The 14,392-nt window shown below is 72.3% G+C and carries 13 protein-coding genes; 4 read left to right on the top strand and 9 right to left on the bottom strand.

Annotation, left to right across the window (positions count from 1 at the left end; translation table 11 throughout):
* Nucleotides 1-95: 95 nt before the first annotated feature.
* A complete protein-coding gene (locus AC5L38_RS05950; protein WP_495241736.1) occupies nt 96-839 on the top strand; it encodes a matrixin family metalloprotease in 744 nt (247 codons plus the stop codon).
* Nucleotides 840-900: 61 nt separating this feature from the next.
* Here AC5L38_RS05950 and AC5L38_RS05945 read toward each other — a convergent pair whose 3' ends face one another.
* The 6 genes from AC5L38_RS05945 to AC5L38_RS05920 all read right to left on the bottom strand — a co-directional run bounded on the left by AC5L38_RS05945 (nt 901) and on the right by AC5L38_RS05920 (nt 6,872).
* Nucleotides 901-1,413 (bottom strand): copper chaperone PCu(A)C domain-containing protein, encoded by a 513-nt coding sequence (locus AC5L38_RS05945; RefSeq protein WP_495242072.1) that lies wholly within the window; start codon nt 1,411-1,413, stop codon nt 901-903.
* 342 nt (nt 1,414-1,755) lie between these two features.
* Nucleotides 1,756-2,469, bottom strand: coding sequence for a hypothetical protein (locus AC5L38_RS05940; RefSeq protein WP_495241735.1), 714 nt, complete (start codon nt 2,467-2,469; stop codon nt 1,756-1,758).
* 52 nt (nt 2,470-2,521) lie between these two features.
* Nucleotides 2,522-3,076, bottom strand: coding sequence for a DUF421 domain-containing protein (locus AC5L38_RS05935; RefSeq protein ID WP_495241734.1), 555 nt, complete (start codon nt 3,074-3,076; stop codon nt 2,522-2,524).
* A 188-nt stretch (nt 3,077-3,264) separates the two neighbouring features.
* The gene (locus tag AC5L38_RS05930; RefSeq protein ID WP_495241733.1) at nt 3,265-5,703 is read right to left on the bottom strand and encodes a PEP/pyruvate-binding domain-containing protein; all 2,439 of its coding nucleotides are present in this window, start codon (nt 5,701-5,703) and stop codon (nt 3,265-3,267) included.
* Nucleotides 5,681-6,130 carry a MarR family winged helix-turn-helix transcriptional regulator gene (locus AC5L38_RS05925; protein WP_495241732.1) on the bottom strand — a complete coding sequence of 150 codons (450 nt, stop codon included), beginning with the start codon at nt 6,128-6,130 and terminating at the stop codon, nt 5,681-5,683. The genes AC5L38_RS05930 and AC5L38_RS05925 overlap by 23 nt, the downstream gene beginning before the upstream one ends.
* Nucleotides 6,131-6,404: 274 nt before the next feature.
* The gene (locus AC5L38_RS05920) at nt 6,405-6,872 is read right to left on the bottom strand and encodes a Dps family protein (protein ID WP_495241731.1); all 468 of its coding nucleotides are present in this window, start codon (nt 6,870-6,872) and stop codon (nt 6,405-6,407) included.
* Between the two features lie 126 nt (nt 6,873-6,998).
* Between AC5L38_RS05920 and AC5L38_RS05915 the strand changes: the two genes are divergently transcribed.
* Complete coding sequence (locus AC5L38_RS05915) at nt 6,999-7,922, top strand: MerR family transcriptional regulator (protein WP_495241730.1); 924 nt, start codon at nt 6,999-7,001, stop codon at nt 7,920-7,922.
* Nucleotides 7,919-10,270: a VIT domain-containing protein gene (locus tag AC5L38_RS05910; protein WP_495241729.1), complete on the top strand. Its 2,352-nt coding sequence runs from the start codon at nt 7,919-7,921 to the stop codon at nt 10,268-10,270. Before AC5L38_RS05915 ends, AC5L38_RS05910 begins: the two co-directional genes overlap by 4 nt.
* A 165-nt stretch (nt 10,271-10,435) precedes the next feature.
* Here the strand turns inward: AC5L38_RS05910 and AC5L38_RS05905 are convergent, their stop codons facing one another.
* Nucleotides 10,436-11,209: a hypothetical protein gene (locus tag AC5L38_RS05905; RefSeq protein ID WP_495241728.1), complete on the bottom strand. Its 774-nt coding sequence runs from the start codon at nt 11,207-11,209 to the stop codon at nt 10,436-10,438.
* Complete coding sequence (locus AC5L38_RS05900) at nt 11,206-11,697, bottom strand: SigE family RNA polymerase sigma factor (protein WP_495241727.1); 492 nt, start codon at nt 11,695-11,697, stop codon at nt 11,206-11,208. Before AC5L38_RS05900 ends, AC5L38_RS05905 begins: the two co-directional genes overlap by 4 nt.
* Before the next feature lie 190 nt (nt 11,698-11,887).
* Between AC5L38_RS05900 and mmuM the strand changes: the two genes are divergently transcribed.
* Nucleotides 11,888-12,760: a homocysteine S-methyltransferase gene (gene mmuM, locus AC5L38_RS05895; protein ID WP_495241726.1), complete on the top strand. Its 873-nt coding sequence runs from the start codon at nt 11,888-11,890 to the stop codon at nt 12,758-12,760.
* 94 nt (nt 12,761-12,854) lie between these two features.
* Here the strand turns inward: mmuM and AC5L38_RS05890 are convergent, their stop codons facing one another.
* Nucleotides 12,855-14,387 (bottom strand): rhamnulokinase, encoded by a 1,533-nt coding sequence (locus AC5L38_RS05890; RefSeq protein WP_495241725.1) that lies wholly within the window; start codon nt 14,385-14,387, stop codon nt 12,855-12,857.
* Nucleotides 14,388-14,392: the final 5 nt, after the last annotated feature.

Genomic DNA, 14,392 nt, shown 5'->3' with positions numbered 1-14,392 from the left:
CGTGGTGCGTGGCGGCGGTTGCCGCCGGAGCCGGCAGCCGCATCCGGGGTGCGGTACCGGGTAGGGGGATAGAGCGGGCGACGAGAGGGGGGCCGATGAAGGCGACGATCGCGGCCGTACTGATGATCGGTGTGCTCTCCGGTTGCGTGGTCACCACCCAGGTGCCCGGCACGCCCCCGTCCGCGGAGGAATCCGGTGGGGGCCGCAACCGGAAGGAGGGCGCGAAGGACGGCTACAGCTTCCTGCACACGCGGGACGACGGCGAGCCCGTGCGGTGGAGTACCTGCGAGCCCATCAGCTACGTCGTGCGGACGAAAGGGCGGCCGGAAGGGGGCGATCGGTTGCTGCGGGAGAGCCTCGGGCGCATCTCCGAAGCGACAGGACTCAAGTTCTCCTACCGGGGGAGCACCGACGAGGCGCCCGGTGACGGCAGGAAGGCCTACCAGCCGGACCGGTACGGCGACCGGTGGGCACCGGTGCTGATCGCTTACTCCGGCCCGGAGGAGTCCGCGCGCCTGCGCGGGCAGGCGGTCGGGTACGGCGGTCCCGTCTACGTCCGCGCCGGGAGAGGCGTCCCCCGGTATGTGAGCGGGACGGTGGTCTTCGACGCCGGCCAGATGACGTCGATGGGCGGGGACGACGCCATACGGGCTGTGATGCTGCACGAGCTGGCGCATCTGGTCGGTCTGGGGCATGTGGACGACCCGCGTCAGCTGATGAATCCGGTCCAGTACGGCCGGCGGGTGACCACGTTTCAGGAAGGAGACCTCGCCGGGCTCAAGGCCGTCGGCGACGGGCAGTGCTACAAGCGGGTGAAACCACGCGATATCGGGCGTTAAGCTGCCGGACGGAAGCCGCGCCCGTCGCCGAAGCTCGCGGTATCGAGGCCGGCATCCTCCGTCACGAGCCGGGCGACGGCCAGGGCGAGTACGTGGCCCGCCACTGTGAGGGCGGCAGGACGGGCACCTGCACCCGTACGGTCCCGGCATCCTGGAACCGGAACGACACCGGAAGGTAGGTGCCGCTACGCAGGTCCCCGGTCGACCCGGTCAGTAACGCCTGCGGGTTCACGTCCCCGCCGACCGGCTGACTCACCGGAAGGTCCAGGCCGCCTCCGCGGACGCGAGAACCTTCGAATGTGGGCGACGCGCTGACGGAGACGAGCCGGTCCGGCTCGGTTCGCTGGTTCACCAGCGTCACGTAGAGAGGGACACCCGACCCGGGTGGCAGCGGCTCGCCCGCGGGACCACCGATGATGAAGGCGTTCCTCACGTACACGTCGTTGACGATCTCGTTGGCCCCCGTGTTCGGCGCGAACTCCTCCGTGGAGAATCCGGCATCGCCCTCCTTGCCACAGGCGCATGCGGCCAGCAGTAGTACGGCCGCGCACAATCTACTGGTCCTGCTCCGCATGTTCCTCACCAACGATCTTCTACGTACGCTGCGTGCGGGCGAACAGCCGCCGGGAGGTGCTGAGGGGCTTTCGCGTCCTCCGGGGGGTACCGGGCCGTCACCTCGACCGGGCCGGCAGATCGCGATCCCCCGCTCGCGCGGGCCCGGACGCGGCCGATCGGCGCCTGGACGGCCTCGGCGGTCAGGTCGATGTCGGCGGGGCCGGGTGTCGATCATTTCGCGCACCGGCATGGCGCGCTCCTTCCGGTGGTGGAGGTCACGTGAAGGGCCGGTACCCGTCGGCCGGTCGGATCACCGCATGCGAAACGGATCGGTTTCTTCAAGCGGGGACATACCCGCACGTCATGAACGGGTGGCCTGGTCGGCCGGGGGCTCGTCGCCCGGACGTTCGCCGTCCCGCGGACCGGAGGGGTGGCGACTGAGGAAGTAGGCGCCCATCGCGGCGGCGACGGAGGCGAAGACGACCACGGAGTAGACGGCCAGGAACACCTCGACGACGGCGGCCAGGGCCGTGGTCCTGACGGTGAGCGGTTCACCGGTGACGGTGCCCATGACGGCGTCGTGCAGCGCCAGGGCGTAGTCGTCGTATTCGGCGAACTCGTGCAGCACCTGGCCGGAGGCCAGGGCCACGATGGCGCTGAGCGCGGCCAGCCAGGTCATTCGGCCCGACAGCAGGCGCCCGGCCGAATGGCTGCCGCGCACGGCCGAGCCGAGCACGCCGCCGGCCCGGGCGAGCCGGAACAACCGCAGCAGCCGCAGGAACCGCAGGAACGGCACGAGCAGGAAGATCAACTGCCACCAGGTGCGGCGCAGGAACCGCAGCCGCGCCGGGGCCACGTACAACCTCAGCGCGTACTCGGCGGCGAACGCGGCCCACAGCAGCCAGCCCGCCGCGAAGAGGACATCGGCCAGCACGGGGTGGCGGGCGAGATTCTGCCCGAGCACGACCAGCAGGAACAGCAGGCCCAGGACGCTCATGAGACCGTCGAGGCGGTCGATCAGCCGCTCGGCCCAGGTCTGGCGGTCGTCGGCCGTTTCGTCGTCGCGGGGGTTCATGCCGGGGCCGGGCCCGCTCCGGCGTGAGGTGGCGACGCGGCCGGAGCAGAGGTCATCGGGACGGCCGGTGCCCGGAACCGGCGGAACCCCCCGGGGCGGCGAATCCGGTCAGGCCGGCCAGGGCGCTGCCCGAGCCGAGCTTCTGGCGGGAAATGACACTGAAGCTGCCGTCGGTCTCCAGGACGACGGCGGCGACGTCCTCCAGCGCGCCGGAGCCGCTGGAACGGACCGCCTGGCGCACCTCGGAGGCGGTGACGCGCTGGCGGCGCATCGGTTGCTCCAGGAGCCGCCCGTCGCGCAGCACCGTGGTCGGTTCGGACTTGATCAGCCGCCGCACCCGGGCTGAGCGGATCGCCAGCCAGGCGACGGCGAACTGCAGTGCCACCAGCAGGGCCAGCGCGAGCCCGCCCTCGGCGAGCGCGACATCGGACGAGAGCACCACGGTGGCCAGCGTGGAACCCAGCGCGACGGTGACCACCAGGTCGAAGGCGTTCATCTTCGCCAGGGTGCGCTTGCCCGACAGCCGCAGCACCGCCACCAGCACGGCGTACGCCACCACGGCGGCGACGACGGTCCGGACGATCCCGTTCCAGGAGTCGAATACCACGCCCGCCTCCTCCCCCGCCGGCCGTGTGGTCCTCCCCGGATTTACCCAGCGCGGACGGCTTCTACCTCGGTGACGGCCCGGCCCGTGCCCGTCCTGTCCGGCCTCGGCGGCGCGGCTCGGTCACGGGGCGGGGACGCCGGTGGTGTCCGATGGCCCTCGGAGGCCTGACGGCCCGAACGGGCGGGCCCTCAGCCGTCCTCCTCCACCCGCACCGTGCCGGCCGCCCCGTCGATCGTGATGAGCTGCCCTGTCCTGATCTCGTGCGTGGCGTTGCGGACGCAGATGACGGCCGGGATGCCGTACTCCCTGGCGACGGTGGGGCCGTGCGCCATCGGCGACCCGGTCTCGGTCACCAGCCCCGCCGTCGTCAGGAACAACGGGGTCCAGCCGGGATCCGTCGTGGGGGCCACGAGGATCTCGCCCGGCTCGATGTGCGCGCCGGCCGGATCGCGGATCACCCGCGCCCTGCCGGTCGCCCGGCCCGCGGCCCCCGCCATCCCGACCAGCACCCCGGCTTCCGCGGGCCCGGGAGGGGCGAGTGTCTCCACGTCGGTCCCGTCGGACAGCAGGGCTCCCGGGACGGTGTGCCGCCGCAGTTCCCGCTCGTACTCGGCGCGGCGTGCCGCGACCAGGTCCCGGTGGTCGGCCCGGTCGTGTACGGCGGAGCGGACCTCGGACAGGTCGAGGAACATGATGTCGTCGGCGCTCTCCAGCAGGCCGCGACGGGCCAGGTCGTCTCCGATCAGCAGGAGCTGACGGCGTGCCGCCTGGATCGCCTGCAACCAGGCGAACTTCCCGATCTCCCGGAGCCCGGTGAGCTTGCGCGACCGGCGCATGAGGAAGGTCGCGGGCCGGGCGCGTACCGGTCTGCTGCGCCGCGCCCGCCGCGACAGCGTCTCGATCATCTTCTCCGCCCGCCGGGCGGCCTGTGCGAACCGCCGGTCGGGCGCCTGCTCGGAGCCGTCCACCCGGAGGTAGTTGGCGATCGTGGCGAACAGGGGGGCCGGGTCCTCCTCCCAGCGTGGCATGCCGACGTCGATCTCGGCGGCGGCGCGCATGCCGTACCGGTCAAGGAAGCCGGCCATCCCTATGTCGGGGAGTTCCCCCGCGCGGTACCTCGCGGCGAGTTCCTCCGGCGGGGTGGCGAGGAACAGGTCTCGGTGTCCGCGCGCGTTCACCGCGACCTGCCAGAGCGCGAGGTCCATCTCCGTGGTCACGTTGTGCGGCATCCCGCCCAGGACGATGTCCAGCTCGTCGGCGGTGGCGACACCTTCGAGCAGTGCGGACGGCACGACGCCTGCGAGGATCCCGGCCGTCATCGGCCACACGAGCCCCATCATGTCGGGACTCATGACCGCCCGGTGGGAGTCCTCGACCACCCAGCGGAGCCGCTCGGCCGACGTGGCCGCTTCGCTCGGCGGCACGGTCAGGCGCTTGATCTCCTCCACGGCGCGGTAGGCCCTGGCCCGGGCGGCGTCCGGCCTGGCCAGGCTACGGGCGAGTCCGAAGACCGCACCGGGTGCCAGCCGCAGCGTGATCCTCACGGCGCTGCCGAGACGGAACGGCAGGCCGCCGCGCGGGGCGAACCGCGGATCGTCCAGAACGCGCTCGACGGCGCCCTGCACCCGCGGCCCGTACACCTGCAGCGATGCCCCCAGCCGCTTCCGCATGGACCTGTTGCGGATGAAGTCGGTCAGGTCGAAGTAGAGCCGCCCGCCGATGGCGATCAGCCGGGGCAGCGGATCACGCGGATCGACCGTGGCGCCCGCGGCCTTGAACCACACGCCCGAGCTCGTCTTGAGCAGCGACACCCCCATCGGGGTGGTCGGCCGGAGCATCCCCTGGATGTGTCCGAACTCAAGGTAGAGCCGCATGTCGCCGGTGTCCGGCGGGGCGGGGAACAGGGTGGTGATCGGCCGGGACTGCAGCAGCCACAGCGTGCCGGCGGAATCGATCGCCCACTCGATGTCCTGCGGCGAGCCGAAGAGCTCCCGCAGCCGCCGCCCGGCCTCCCGCAGTTCTTCGAGCTGCCGCCCGCCGAGGCACCCGCCGCCGTCGGGTACGGCCGGCGGCGGGTGGCCGAGGACGTAGTGGTCGGGGACGACGGTGCCGTCGACGATGGCGGTCCCCAGGCCGGGGGCGGCGTCGACGACCATCTCGGTGCGGCAGCCGGTGATCGGGTTGGCGGTGAACAGGACACCGGCGACCACGGGATCGATCATGCGCTGGACCACCACGGCCATGGCGGCGTCGTCGATGCCCGCCGCGGCGCGGTAGGCCACGGCGCGTTCGGTGTACAGGGAGTCCCAGCATTTGCGGACCGCGTCGATGAGCGGGCCGGCGCCCTCGACGTTGAGGTAGGTGTCCTGCTGACCGGCGAAGCTGGCGTACGGCAGGTCCTCGGCGGTGGCGCTGGAGCGGACCGCCACGCGCCCGCCGCCGAGCCGTTCGTAGGCGTCGACCAGCTCGTCCTCCGGGAGATCACGGGACGTGTAGGCCTCGGTGGTCAGGCAGAAACCGTCCGGAACGCGCTCACCCGCCTTGATCATCCCACCCAGCCCGGCGGCCTTGCCGCCCACCAGGCCGGTCATGGAGGGATCGATCTCAGATAGGTGGATCAGTCTCATCCCGTATCCTCCTCGCGGCCTTCGCGTAGATCTCCATGGAGCGGAGTACGATCCCCCGCTCTTCCTCCGTGAACTGGTTCCAGAGCGCCATCTGCCCGTCGATGCGGACAGCGCGGACCCTCCGCAGGACCGCGGCGCCCCCTTCGCTGATGCGGATCCTGCGGACGCGACGGTCGGTCTCGTCCTCGCAGCGCTCGGCGAGCCCGCGCCGGACGAGGCCGTCGACGATCCTGCTGGTCCGCGAGACCGACCTGCCGATCAGGGCCGCCAGCTCCTTCACGGTCGGCGCGCCGCCCCGGTCGAGGACCTGGAGCATGACGCTGTCGAGCATCCTCAGGTCGTCGCTCTCGTGCATCCGCACCAGCGACGGCATCAGGTCGCGCTGCATCGAGGCCAACAGTTCGAGAAGACGCTCCCGATCACTCATTTGCCATCCCGCACTAGTTGCGAACTAGCAATAAGTTAACCCGCCGGCAGCCGGTCGTCGAGCCCCTTCTCAGCGGGTGCCGCGGTGCCGGCCGGCGGGATGACCGGACCCGAACCGGGCCGGGTTTCCCCTTCCCCGCGCCGACACACCCGGAAGCCCCCGCGCCGACACAGCCGGAGGCCGCCGCGCCGACACACCCCGGAAGCGCAGAAAAGGCGCCGGGAACGCGAAAGGCGCCCCGGCCCTCACGGGCCGGGGCGCCTCGAAGGACGGTCTAGCGCTGGGCCTCGATCATCCAGTGGTGCTTCTCCAGGTCCTGCGTGATCTCGATGAGGAGGTCCTGGGTGACCAGGTCGGGCTGCTCGGCCGCCTCGATGCGCTCGCGCATCCGGCGGATGATGGACCCGAGCATGTCCGTCATGGCGGCGACGACCTTGCCGTCGTTGAGGTAGCCCGACTCCAGCTGCGGCACCTCGCTGGTGCTCGTGAGCGTGGAGGCCCGGCCGTCGGGGTTGCACCCGAGGGCCACCGCGCGCTCGGCGACGGTGTCCGCGTGCTTCCTGGCCGACGAGACGATCTTGTCGAGCTGCAGGTGCAGCGACCGGAAGTTGTGGCCGATCACGTTCCAGTGGGCCTGCTTGGTCAAGAGCGACAGGTCGAGCAGGTCGACGAGAGCCCCCTGGAGCACGACGGCGATGGTCTTCTTGTCTTCTGGCTTGAGTGGGCTGGTGATCGCGGACATGAAGCGTCCTCCCCCTGTTTCGAGCTTAGTTTCCCCTTTGCTACGAAATGTCCGTACCCATCTACCCGCCTCCCTACTCCGGCCATCATGTTGACACTGTCACGATGACAGTGTCACTATCGAGGCATGGAATGGACCATCGGTGAACTGGCCGGGCGGGCATCCGCCGCGCTGGCCCCCACCGCCCAGCTCAACGGGCGGGTCAGGGACATGCCCAATGAGCGCCTCATCCGCTGGTATTCCACGATCGGCCTCCTCGACCCCCCGCTGGCCCGCAGGGGCCGCGTGGCCGTGTACGGCAGGCGCCACCTGCTCCAGATCGTCGCCGTCAAGCGGCGCCAGTCCGACGGCCGGAGCATCGCCGAGATCCAGGCCGAGCTGGCCGGGGCCACCGACCAGACCCTGGAGTCGATCGCCCGGCTCCCCGAGCCCGCACCGGAACACACGCCGGAGCACCCGCCTGAGCACCCGCCGGAGTCCTCACCCGCGCCTCCGGCCGAGACCGGCTTCCCCAGGCCGGCACGCCCGCGTTTCTGGGCCGGGCCGTCCGCCGCCCCGGCATCCGCCACCTCGGCGCCCGCCACCTCGGAGGTCACCGTCCTGGGTGCCACCGTCCCGGGTGCCACCGTCCCGGGTGCCACCGTCCCGGGTGCCACCGTCCCGGGTGCCACCGTCCCGGGTGCCACCGCCCCGGCTCCGCCGAAGCCTCCCCCGCCGCCTCCCCCGTCGCCACCTCCCGCCGCCTCCGCTTCCTCCGCCTCCTCCGGCGAAGTCCCGCCCTCTCCCGCCACCTCCGGTTCCTCCGCCTCCTCCGGCGAAGTCCCGCCGGTCCGGAGCGCACCCGGCGGCGCTCCGCCCCCCGCGCCGTACGCCCCGGAGGCCGTGCTCGTCCACGGCGTGCGGCTGGCGGACGGCGTGACGCTGATGCTCGACACGGGCGGACACGCCCCCACACCCGATGACCTCGCCGAGATCGCCGCCGCCGCGGAGGGGCTCCTGTCGCTCCTTCGCGAACGCGGCCTCACACCTCCGGAAGGAATTAGCGCATGACCACTTCGATCACAACACTGCCGCCGGAGGAGTGCCTGCCCGTCCCCGACGCCGGGCTGGGGGCGCTCAGCACCGAGCGCGGCAACCTGCCGCTGGAGAGCGTGGACGTCACCGCCGCCGTGTCCGGCCTGAGCGCCGGGGTCGAGGTGGTCCAGGGCTTCCGCAACCCGCACGACGTGGCCCTCGAGGCGACGTACGTCTTCCCGCTGCCCGACCGGGCCGCCGTGACCGCCTTCAGGATGGAGGCCGACGGCCGGGTCATCGAGGGCGTGCTCAAGGAGCGCGGCCAGGCCAGGGCCGACTACGACCAGGCGATCTCCCAGGGGAAGCGTGCCGCGATCGCCGAGGAGGACCGGCCGGACGTCTTCACCATGAGGGTCGGCAACATCGTGCCGGGCGAGCGGGTCACCGTGCACCTCACGCTGAACCAGCCCCTCCCGTACGAGGACGGCGCGGCCACCTTCCGCTTCCCGCTGGTCGTCGCCCCCCGCTACATCCCGGGCACCCCGCTGGACGGCGAGCGCGCGGGCGACGGCTGGGCCCCGGACACCGACGCGGTCCCCGACGCCTCCCGGATCACCCCGCCGGTGCTGCTGCCCGGCTTCCCCAACCCGGTCCGCCTGTCGCTCGCCGTCTCGGTCGACCCGGCGGGGCTGGAGCTGCGCGAGGTCCGTTCCAGCCTGCACGTGGTCCGGGAGGAGGGCACCGTGATCCGCCTCCAGCCGGGTGAGCGGCTGGACCGCGACTTCATCCTGCGCCTGGCCTTCGACGCCTCCACCTCCCTCGCGCTGGCTCCCGACGAGAACAGCGAAGGGGAAGGCACGTTCACGCTGACCGTCGTCCCCGAACCGGCGCCCGCCGGCGGCCGGGCCAAGGACGTGGTGCTGGTCCTCGACCGCTCGGGCAGCATGACCGGCTGGAAGATGGTGGCCGCCCGTCGCGCCGCCGCGCGCATCGTCGACACGCTCACCTCGGACGACCGGTTCGCGGTGCTCTCCTTCGACACCGTCGTGGAGTACCCGGACGAGCTCGGCGAGGGGCTCTGCGAGGCGTCCGACCGCAACCGCTACCGGGCCGTGGAGCACCTGGCCAGGCTGGAGGCGCGCGGCGGCACCGAGATGCTGTCACCGCTGGAGCGGGCCGCCGCGCTGCTCGCCGACTCCGCCGGGGACCGGGTGCTGGTGCTCGTCACCGACGGGCAGGTCGGCAACGAGGACCAGATCCTGGAGCGGCTCGGCGCCGCGCTCGCCGGGGTGCGGGTGCACACGGTCGGCATCGACAGGGCGGTCAACGCCGGTTTCCTGGGCAGGCTGGCCGGGCTGGGCGGGGGCAGGTGCGAGCTGGTCGAGTCCGAGGACCGGCTGGACGAGGCGATGGAGCACATCCACCGCCGCATCGGCGCCCCCCTGGTCACCGACCTGTCCCTCAAGGCCGACGGGCTCGACCTGGTCACCGAGACGGTGAGCCACGTCGGCTCGATCTACTCGGGCGTCCCGCTCACCGTGCTCGGCCGCTACCGCGGCACGGCCGCCGGAGCGCTGACCGTGCGGGGCCTGGGCGCCGACGGCTCGCCGTGGGAGCGGAGGGTCACCGCGTCCGTGGTGGACAATCCCGCCGTACGGGCGATCTGGGCGCGGGCGCGGCTGCGGGCCCTGGAGGACCGCTACGCGGCCGGTGACCGGTCGCTGGAGGCCGAGATCGTCGAGACCTCGCTCAGGTACGGCGTGCTCTGCCGCTTCACCGCCTTCGTCGCGGTCGACACGCAGGTGGTCGCCGAGGGCGGCCCGGGACACCGGGTGATCCAGCCCGTGGAGCTGCCCAGCGGCTGGGAGAACCCGGTCCCCGCAGCCGCTCCGATGATGATGACCTCGATGTCCTTCGAGAGCGCGGCGGCCCCGCCGCCCCCCGCGCCCATGGGCCCGCCCGGGATGGCCGCTCCCGGCGCCGCGCCGAGGTTCGCGGCGAGCCCGCTCGGCGGCGGCCTGCCGCAGGACGCGGCGGCCGGAGGCTTCGGCGACCGCGCCCGGATGATGCGCCACCCCGCGCCGGACGGGGCTCCCCCGAAGCAGGGCACGCAGCAGGACCCGCCGAGGGAGCAGCTCGCCGAGGAGCTGAAGCGGCTGCGCGCCGCGGCCTCCCTGCCCGCCGCCGAGCGGCTGCGCCTGCTGGAGGACCTGGGCAGCCGCCTCGCGGCCCTGGTCGCCTACCTCGGCGGCCACGCGGAGCTGGCGGCCCTGGCCGAGGAGCTGCGGGCCGGTGGGGACGTGGACGTCCTGTGGCGGCGGGCCGAGGAGGTCCTGGAGTCCCTGGCGGGCCCCGCCAAGCGGCGCCCGTTCTGGAAGCGCTGACCTCCCCGATCCCGCGCCGGGCAACAGCCGCCATCTGAGGCGGCCGGTCCGGAGGTGGTCCGGTGACCGTTCGAACGGTCACCGGACCACCTCCGGGCACGAACACCCGCGAAGAGCCCGCATCGGGCCGGTTTCCGGACCTGCCGGCGGAGGGGTTCGCCCTCCTCACGGTTCGACGGTGACGGTCCTCGTCGGGGTCGGCCTCGGCGGTCCGGTCCTGTCCGCCTGATCGTAGACCCCGACTGCCCACCGCCCCGGTCGCCGCTCGATTTCGGCGAACACCCGTTCGACGACTCCCGGTTCGAGCAACTCCGACACTATGTACTTGCCGTCACACAGACCCACCTCCTTCCTGACCACCTTGCAGCCGTCGTACGAGTCCGGGGGGATTCCGGGAGAATCCATCATCACGTCACCGGGCAGGACCCAGATCCTGAGACGCTGGGGCCGCTCCAACGAGATGGTGCGATCGAAGTTGTAGCCGTACAGGCCGTCCTTTCTACACGCGCCGACCGAACCGCTTCCGTCGTCCTTCCGGATCACCACCACCGCCTTCGGATCGGCGCATACGACCATGTACGAGGTGAAGGCGCTCAATGGCCGGAACGTGACCGTCGTGCTGCCGGGCACGGTCGTGGAGCCGTACGACGTGATCAGAGGGGCGTCCAGGAGGTCCTGGGCGGGCAGGGCGGACGGCGGTGAGATCCTCGCCGCCGTCGGCGGCTCCTTCTCCACCGGTTCCGCGTCCCTCCACAGCCCCTGGACCGGGAAGGCCACGACGGCCACGGCGGCCACCGCCAGCGCCGCGCCCGCCACGCCCGCCACGGCCCTGCGCCGCCTGATGCGACGGCCGCGCCGTACGATCTCCCGCACGTCGGGGGGACCTTCGAAAACGTCCTCGGCCAGCGCCGCGCGCAGTTCGTCCTCGGTGTGGGTCATCGCCTCGCTCCCGTCGTCTGCATCTCCGAATGGACGCGCAGGCGTCTCAGCGCCCGGCCGAGCTGGGTCTTCACCGTGCCGAGGGAGCAGCCGAGCACGTCGGCGCACTGCGCGAGGGTGAGCTCCTCGAAGTAGTGCAGGACGATGACCGCGCGCTGCCGCCTCGACAGGCCGCCGAGCGCCTCCCGGAGCACCTGGCGGCTGCCGACCTCGGCGGTGAAGTCCCGCGGGTCGGCGCGCTCGGGAAGGTGCTCGGCGGGCACCTCGTCACGCCACTTCCTGCGCCACCAGGAGGCGTGCGTGTTGACGATGATGCGGTGCACGTACGGGTCGGGGTCGCCCTCGATCCGCCGCCACGCCACCCACGCCTTGGCCAGCGCCGTCTGCACGAGATCCTCGGCGGTCGCCCTGTTCCCGGTGAGCAGGTACGCCGTATGTCGGAGCCGCTCGTAACGCGTCGCCACATAACCGTCGAACCCGTCGTCCATTCGCGATCTCCGTCCTGAAGCCTCCTCCGTCTTGAAGCCTCACAAGCATCTACTCGGCGGCGAGCCGGTTCGGACGACAGCGAGAAGTGACGTGTAGGTGAAGATGCCGCGAGACCGATATGGGACAGAGCGGGACCAAGGGCGGGCGGAGCGGGGTTCCAACCCCGGCCGCTCCACATAAAGTAGCGGGATGGTGATTCTGGACGGCGGCCTGGCCACCCATTTGGAGGAGCTGGGCGCGGACCTGCGAGACGACCTCTGGTCGGCGAAACTCCTGTTGGAGAACCCCTCCGTGATCCGGCAGGCGCACCTCGACTACTTCGACGCGGGCGCCGAGGTGGCGATAACGGCGAGTTACCAGGCGAGCATCCCCGCGTTCGTACGGCGCGGCCTGAGCGCCACCGAGGCCGAGGACCTCATCCTGCTCTCCGTGCACCTGGCCGCCCAGGCCAGGGACGCCCACGGCTCGGGCACCGTGGCCGCCAGCGTCGGCCCGTACGGCGCCTACCTGTCCAACGGTGCCGAGTACACCGGCGACTACGACCTCGACGAGGACGGCCTGACCGACTGGCACCGTGACCGCTGGCACATCCTGGCCGACAGCGAGGCCGACCTGATGGCCTGCGAGACCATCCCGTCCTACACCGAGGCCAGGGCGCTGAGGCGGCTGCTCGCCGAGACGCCGGGGATGCGGGCGTGGGTGAGCTTCTCCTGCCGCGACGGCGAGCACATCAACGACGGCACCCCGCTCAAGATGGCCGCGGGGTTGTTCGCCGGGAACCCCCAGGTGATCGCGATCGGCGTCAACTGCACCGCACCGCGCCACGTGCTCAGCCTGATCTCGCAGATCAAGGGCAAGCCCACCATGGTCTACCCCAACTCCGGCGAGGTCTGGGACTCCGCGAACCGGCGCTGGCTCGGGCTGGCCGACCCGGTGGAGTTCGGGGAGGCCGCGGCCGGGTGGACCGCCGCGGGCTCCGCCTTCGTCGGCGGCTGCTGCCGTACCACTCCGGAGCACATCCGCCAGATCCGCGCCCACCTCACCGGGTCGGACACCCCGTGAGGGCCTGACCCGCCCCCCGCGCGCGTCACACGCCCGCGGACGAACGCCGGATCCCCGGCCGCACACCCCCGGGGATCCGGCGGCGCCCCCTCACTCACCCGCCGGCGGGAACTGACCCGCCGAACGTCTCCACGGGCGGGATCACGGCATCGGGACGATGCTCGTAGCGTTCCAGGTGCTGGGTGCGCCGGATCAGGGCGCGCAGGTCGCCGAGGGTTCCGGAGACGACCCCGTCGGCTCTGGCCTGGACCAGGACGTTGCCGATCGAGGTGGCCTCGACGGGGCCCGCGACCACGGGGAGGCCGCAGGCGTCGGCGGTGAGCTGGCAGAGCAGCGCGTTGCGCGAGCCTCCCCCGACGATGTGGATCGTGTCCACCGCCTGCCCGGTGAGCCGCCGGGCGTCCTCGACCGCCGCCCGGTGGGCCAGCGCCAGGGAGTCGACCACACAGCGGACGATCCGGGCGCGGGTCTCCGGCACGGGCCGGCCGGTACGGCGGCAGAAGTCGGCGATGCGTCCGGGCATGTCGCCGGGCGGGTGGAAGACCGGGTCGTCGGCGTCCACGACCGACCGGAACGGCTCCTCCAGGGCGGCCTGCCCGAGCAGCTCCTCCAGGTCGACCCGCCCTTCCCCCGCCTCCGCCTCCCAGGTGCGGATGCACTCCTGCAGCAGCCACAGCCCGGTGACGTTGCGGAGGTAGCGCACGGTGCCGTCGATGCCCGCCTCGTTGGTGAAGTTGGCCCGCCGCCCCTCCTCACTGATCATGGGCTGGTCCAGCTCGACGCCGACGAGCGACCAGGTGCCGCAGGAGATGTAGGCGAACCGCTCGCTCTCCGCGGGGACCGCCGCCACCGCGGAGGCGGTGTCGTGGGAACCGACCGCGACGACCCGGGTGTCCGGGGAGAGCCCGAGCTCGCCCGCGACCTCCGGCGTCAGCGGGCCGATCACCTCTCCGGGACGCCGGATCGGCGGCAGTACCCCGGCCGCGGACCCGAGCCCGCCCGTCAGCCCGCCCGTCAGCCCGTCCGTCAGCACGGTGTCCCACCGGCGGGTCCTGGCGTCGAGCAGCTGGGTGGTGGAGGCGTTGGTCAGCTCCGCGCCGACCTCCCCGGTCAGCCAGTACGCGATCAGGTCGGGGATGAGCAGCAGCGTCGCGGCCGAGGCGAGCCGGGGCTCGGCGGCGAGCTGGTGGATGGTGTTGAACGGCTGGCGGGCGATGCCCGTGCGGGCGTACAGCTCCTCGAAGGGGACCTGGCTGGTCGTCCTCTCGGTGCGGGCGTCGCGGTAGTGGACGGGATTGCCGAGCAGCACCCCGGCCTCGTCCAGGAGCCCGTAGTCGACCGCCCAGGAGTCGATCCCGATGCCGTCGACAGGACCCGCCGCGCGCAGGCCGTCCAGCACGCCCCGGTAGATCCGCAGGATGTCCCAGTACAGCGTGCCGCCGGCCCGGACGGGCACGTTCGCGAAACGGTGCGCCTCGCGCAGTTCCAGGGTGTCCGGCCCGACCTCGGCGACGACCACCCGGCCGCTCGACGCGCCGAGGTCGACCGCGGCGTACCGCCCGGTCCGCCCGGTCCGCTTGGTCCGCTTGGTCCCCTCGGGCCGTCCGGTCCCCGGTGCCGACTGCATGCGAG

Source organism: Streptosporangium nanhuense (genome assembly GCF_059358815.1).
This window is presented reverse-complemented; position numbering and strand designations above follow the sequence as displayed.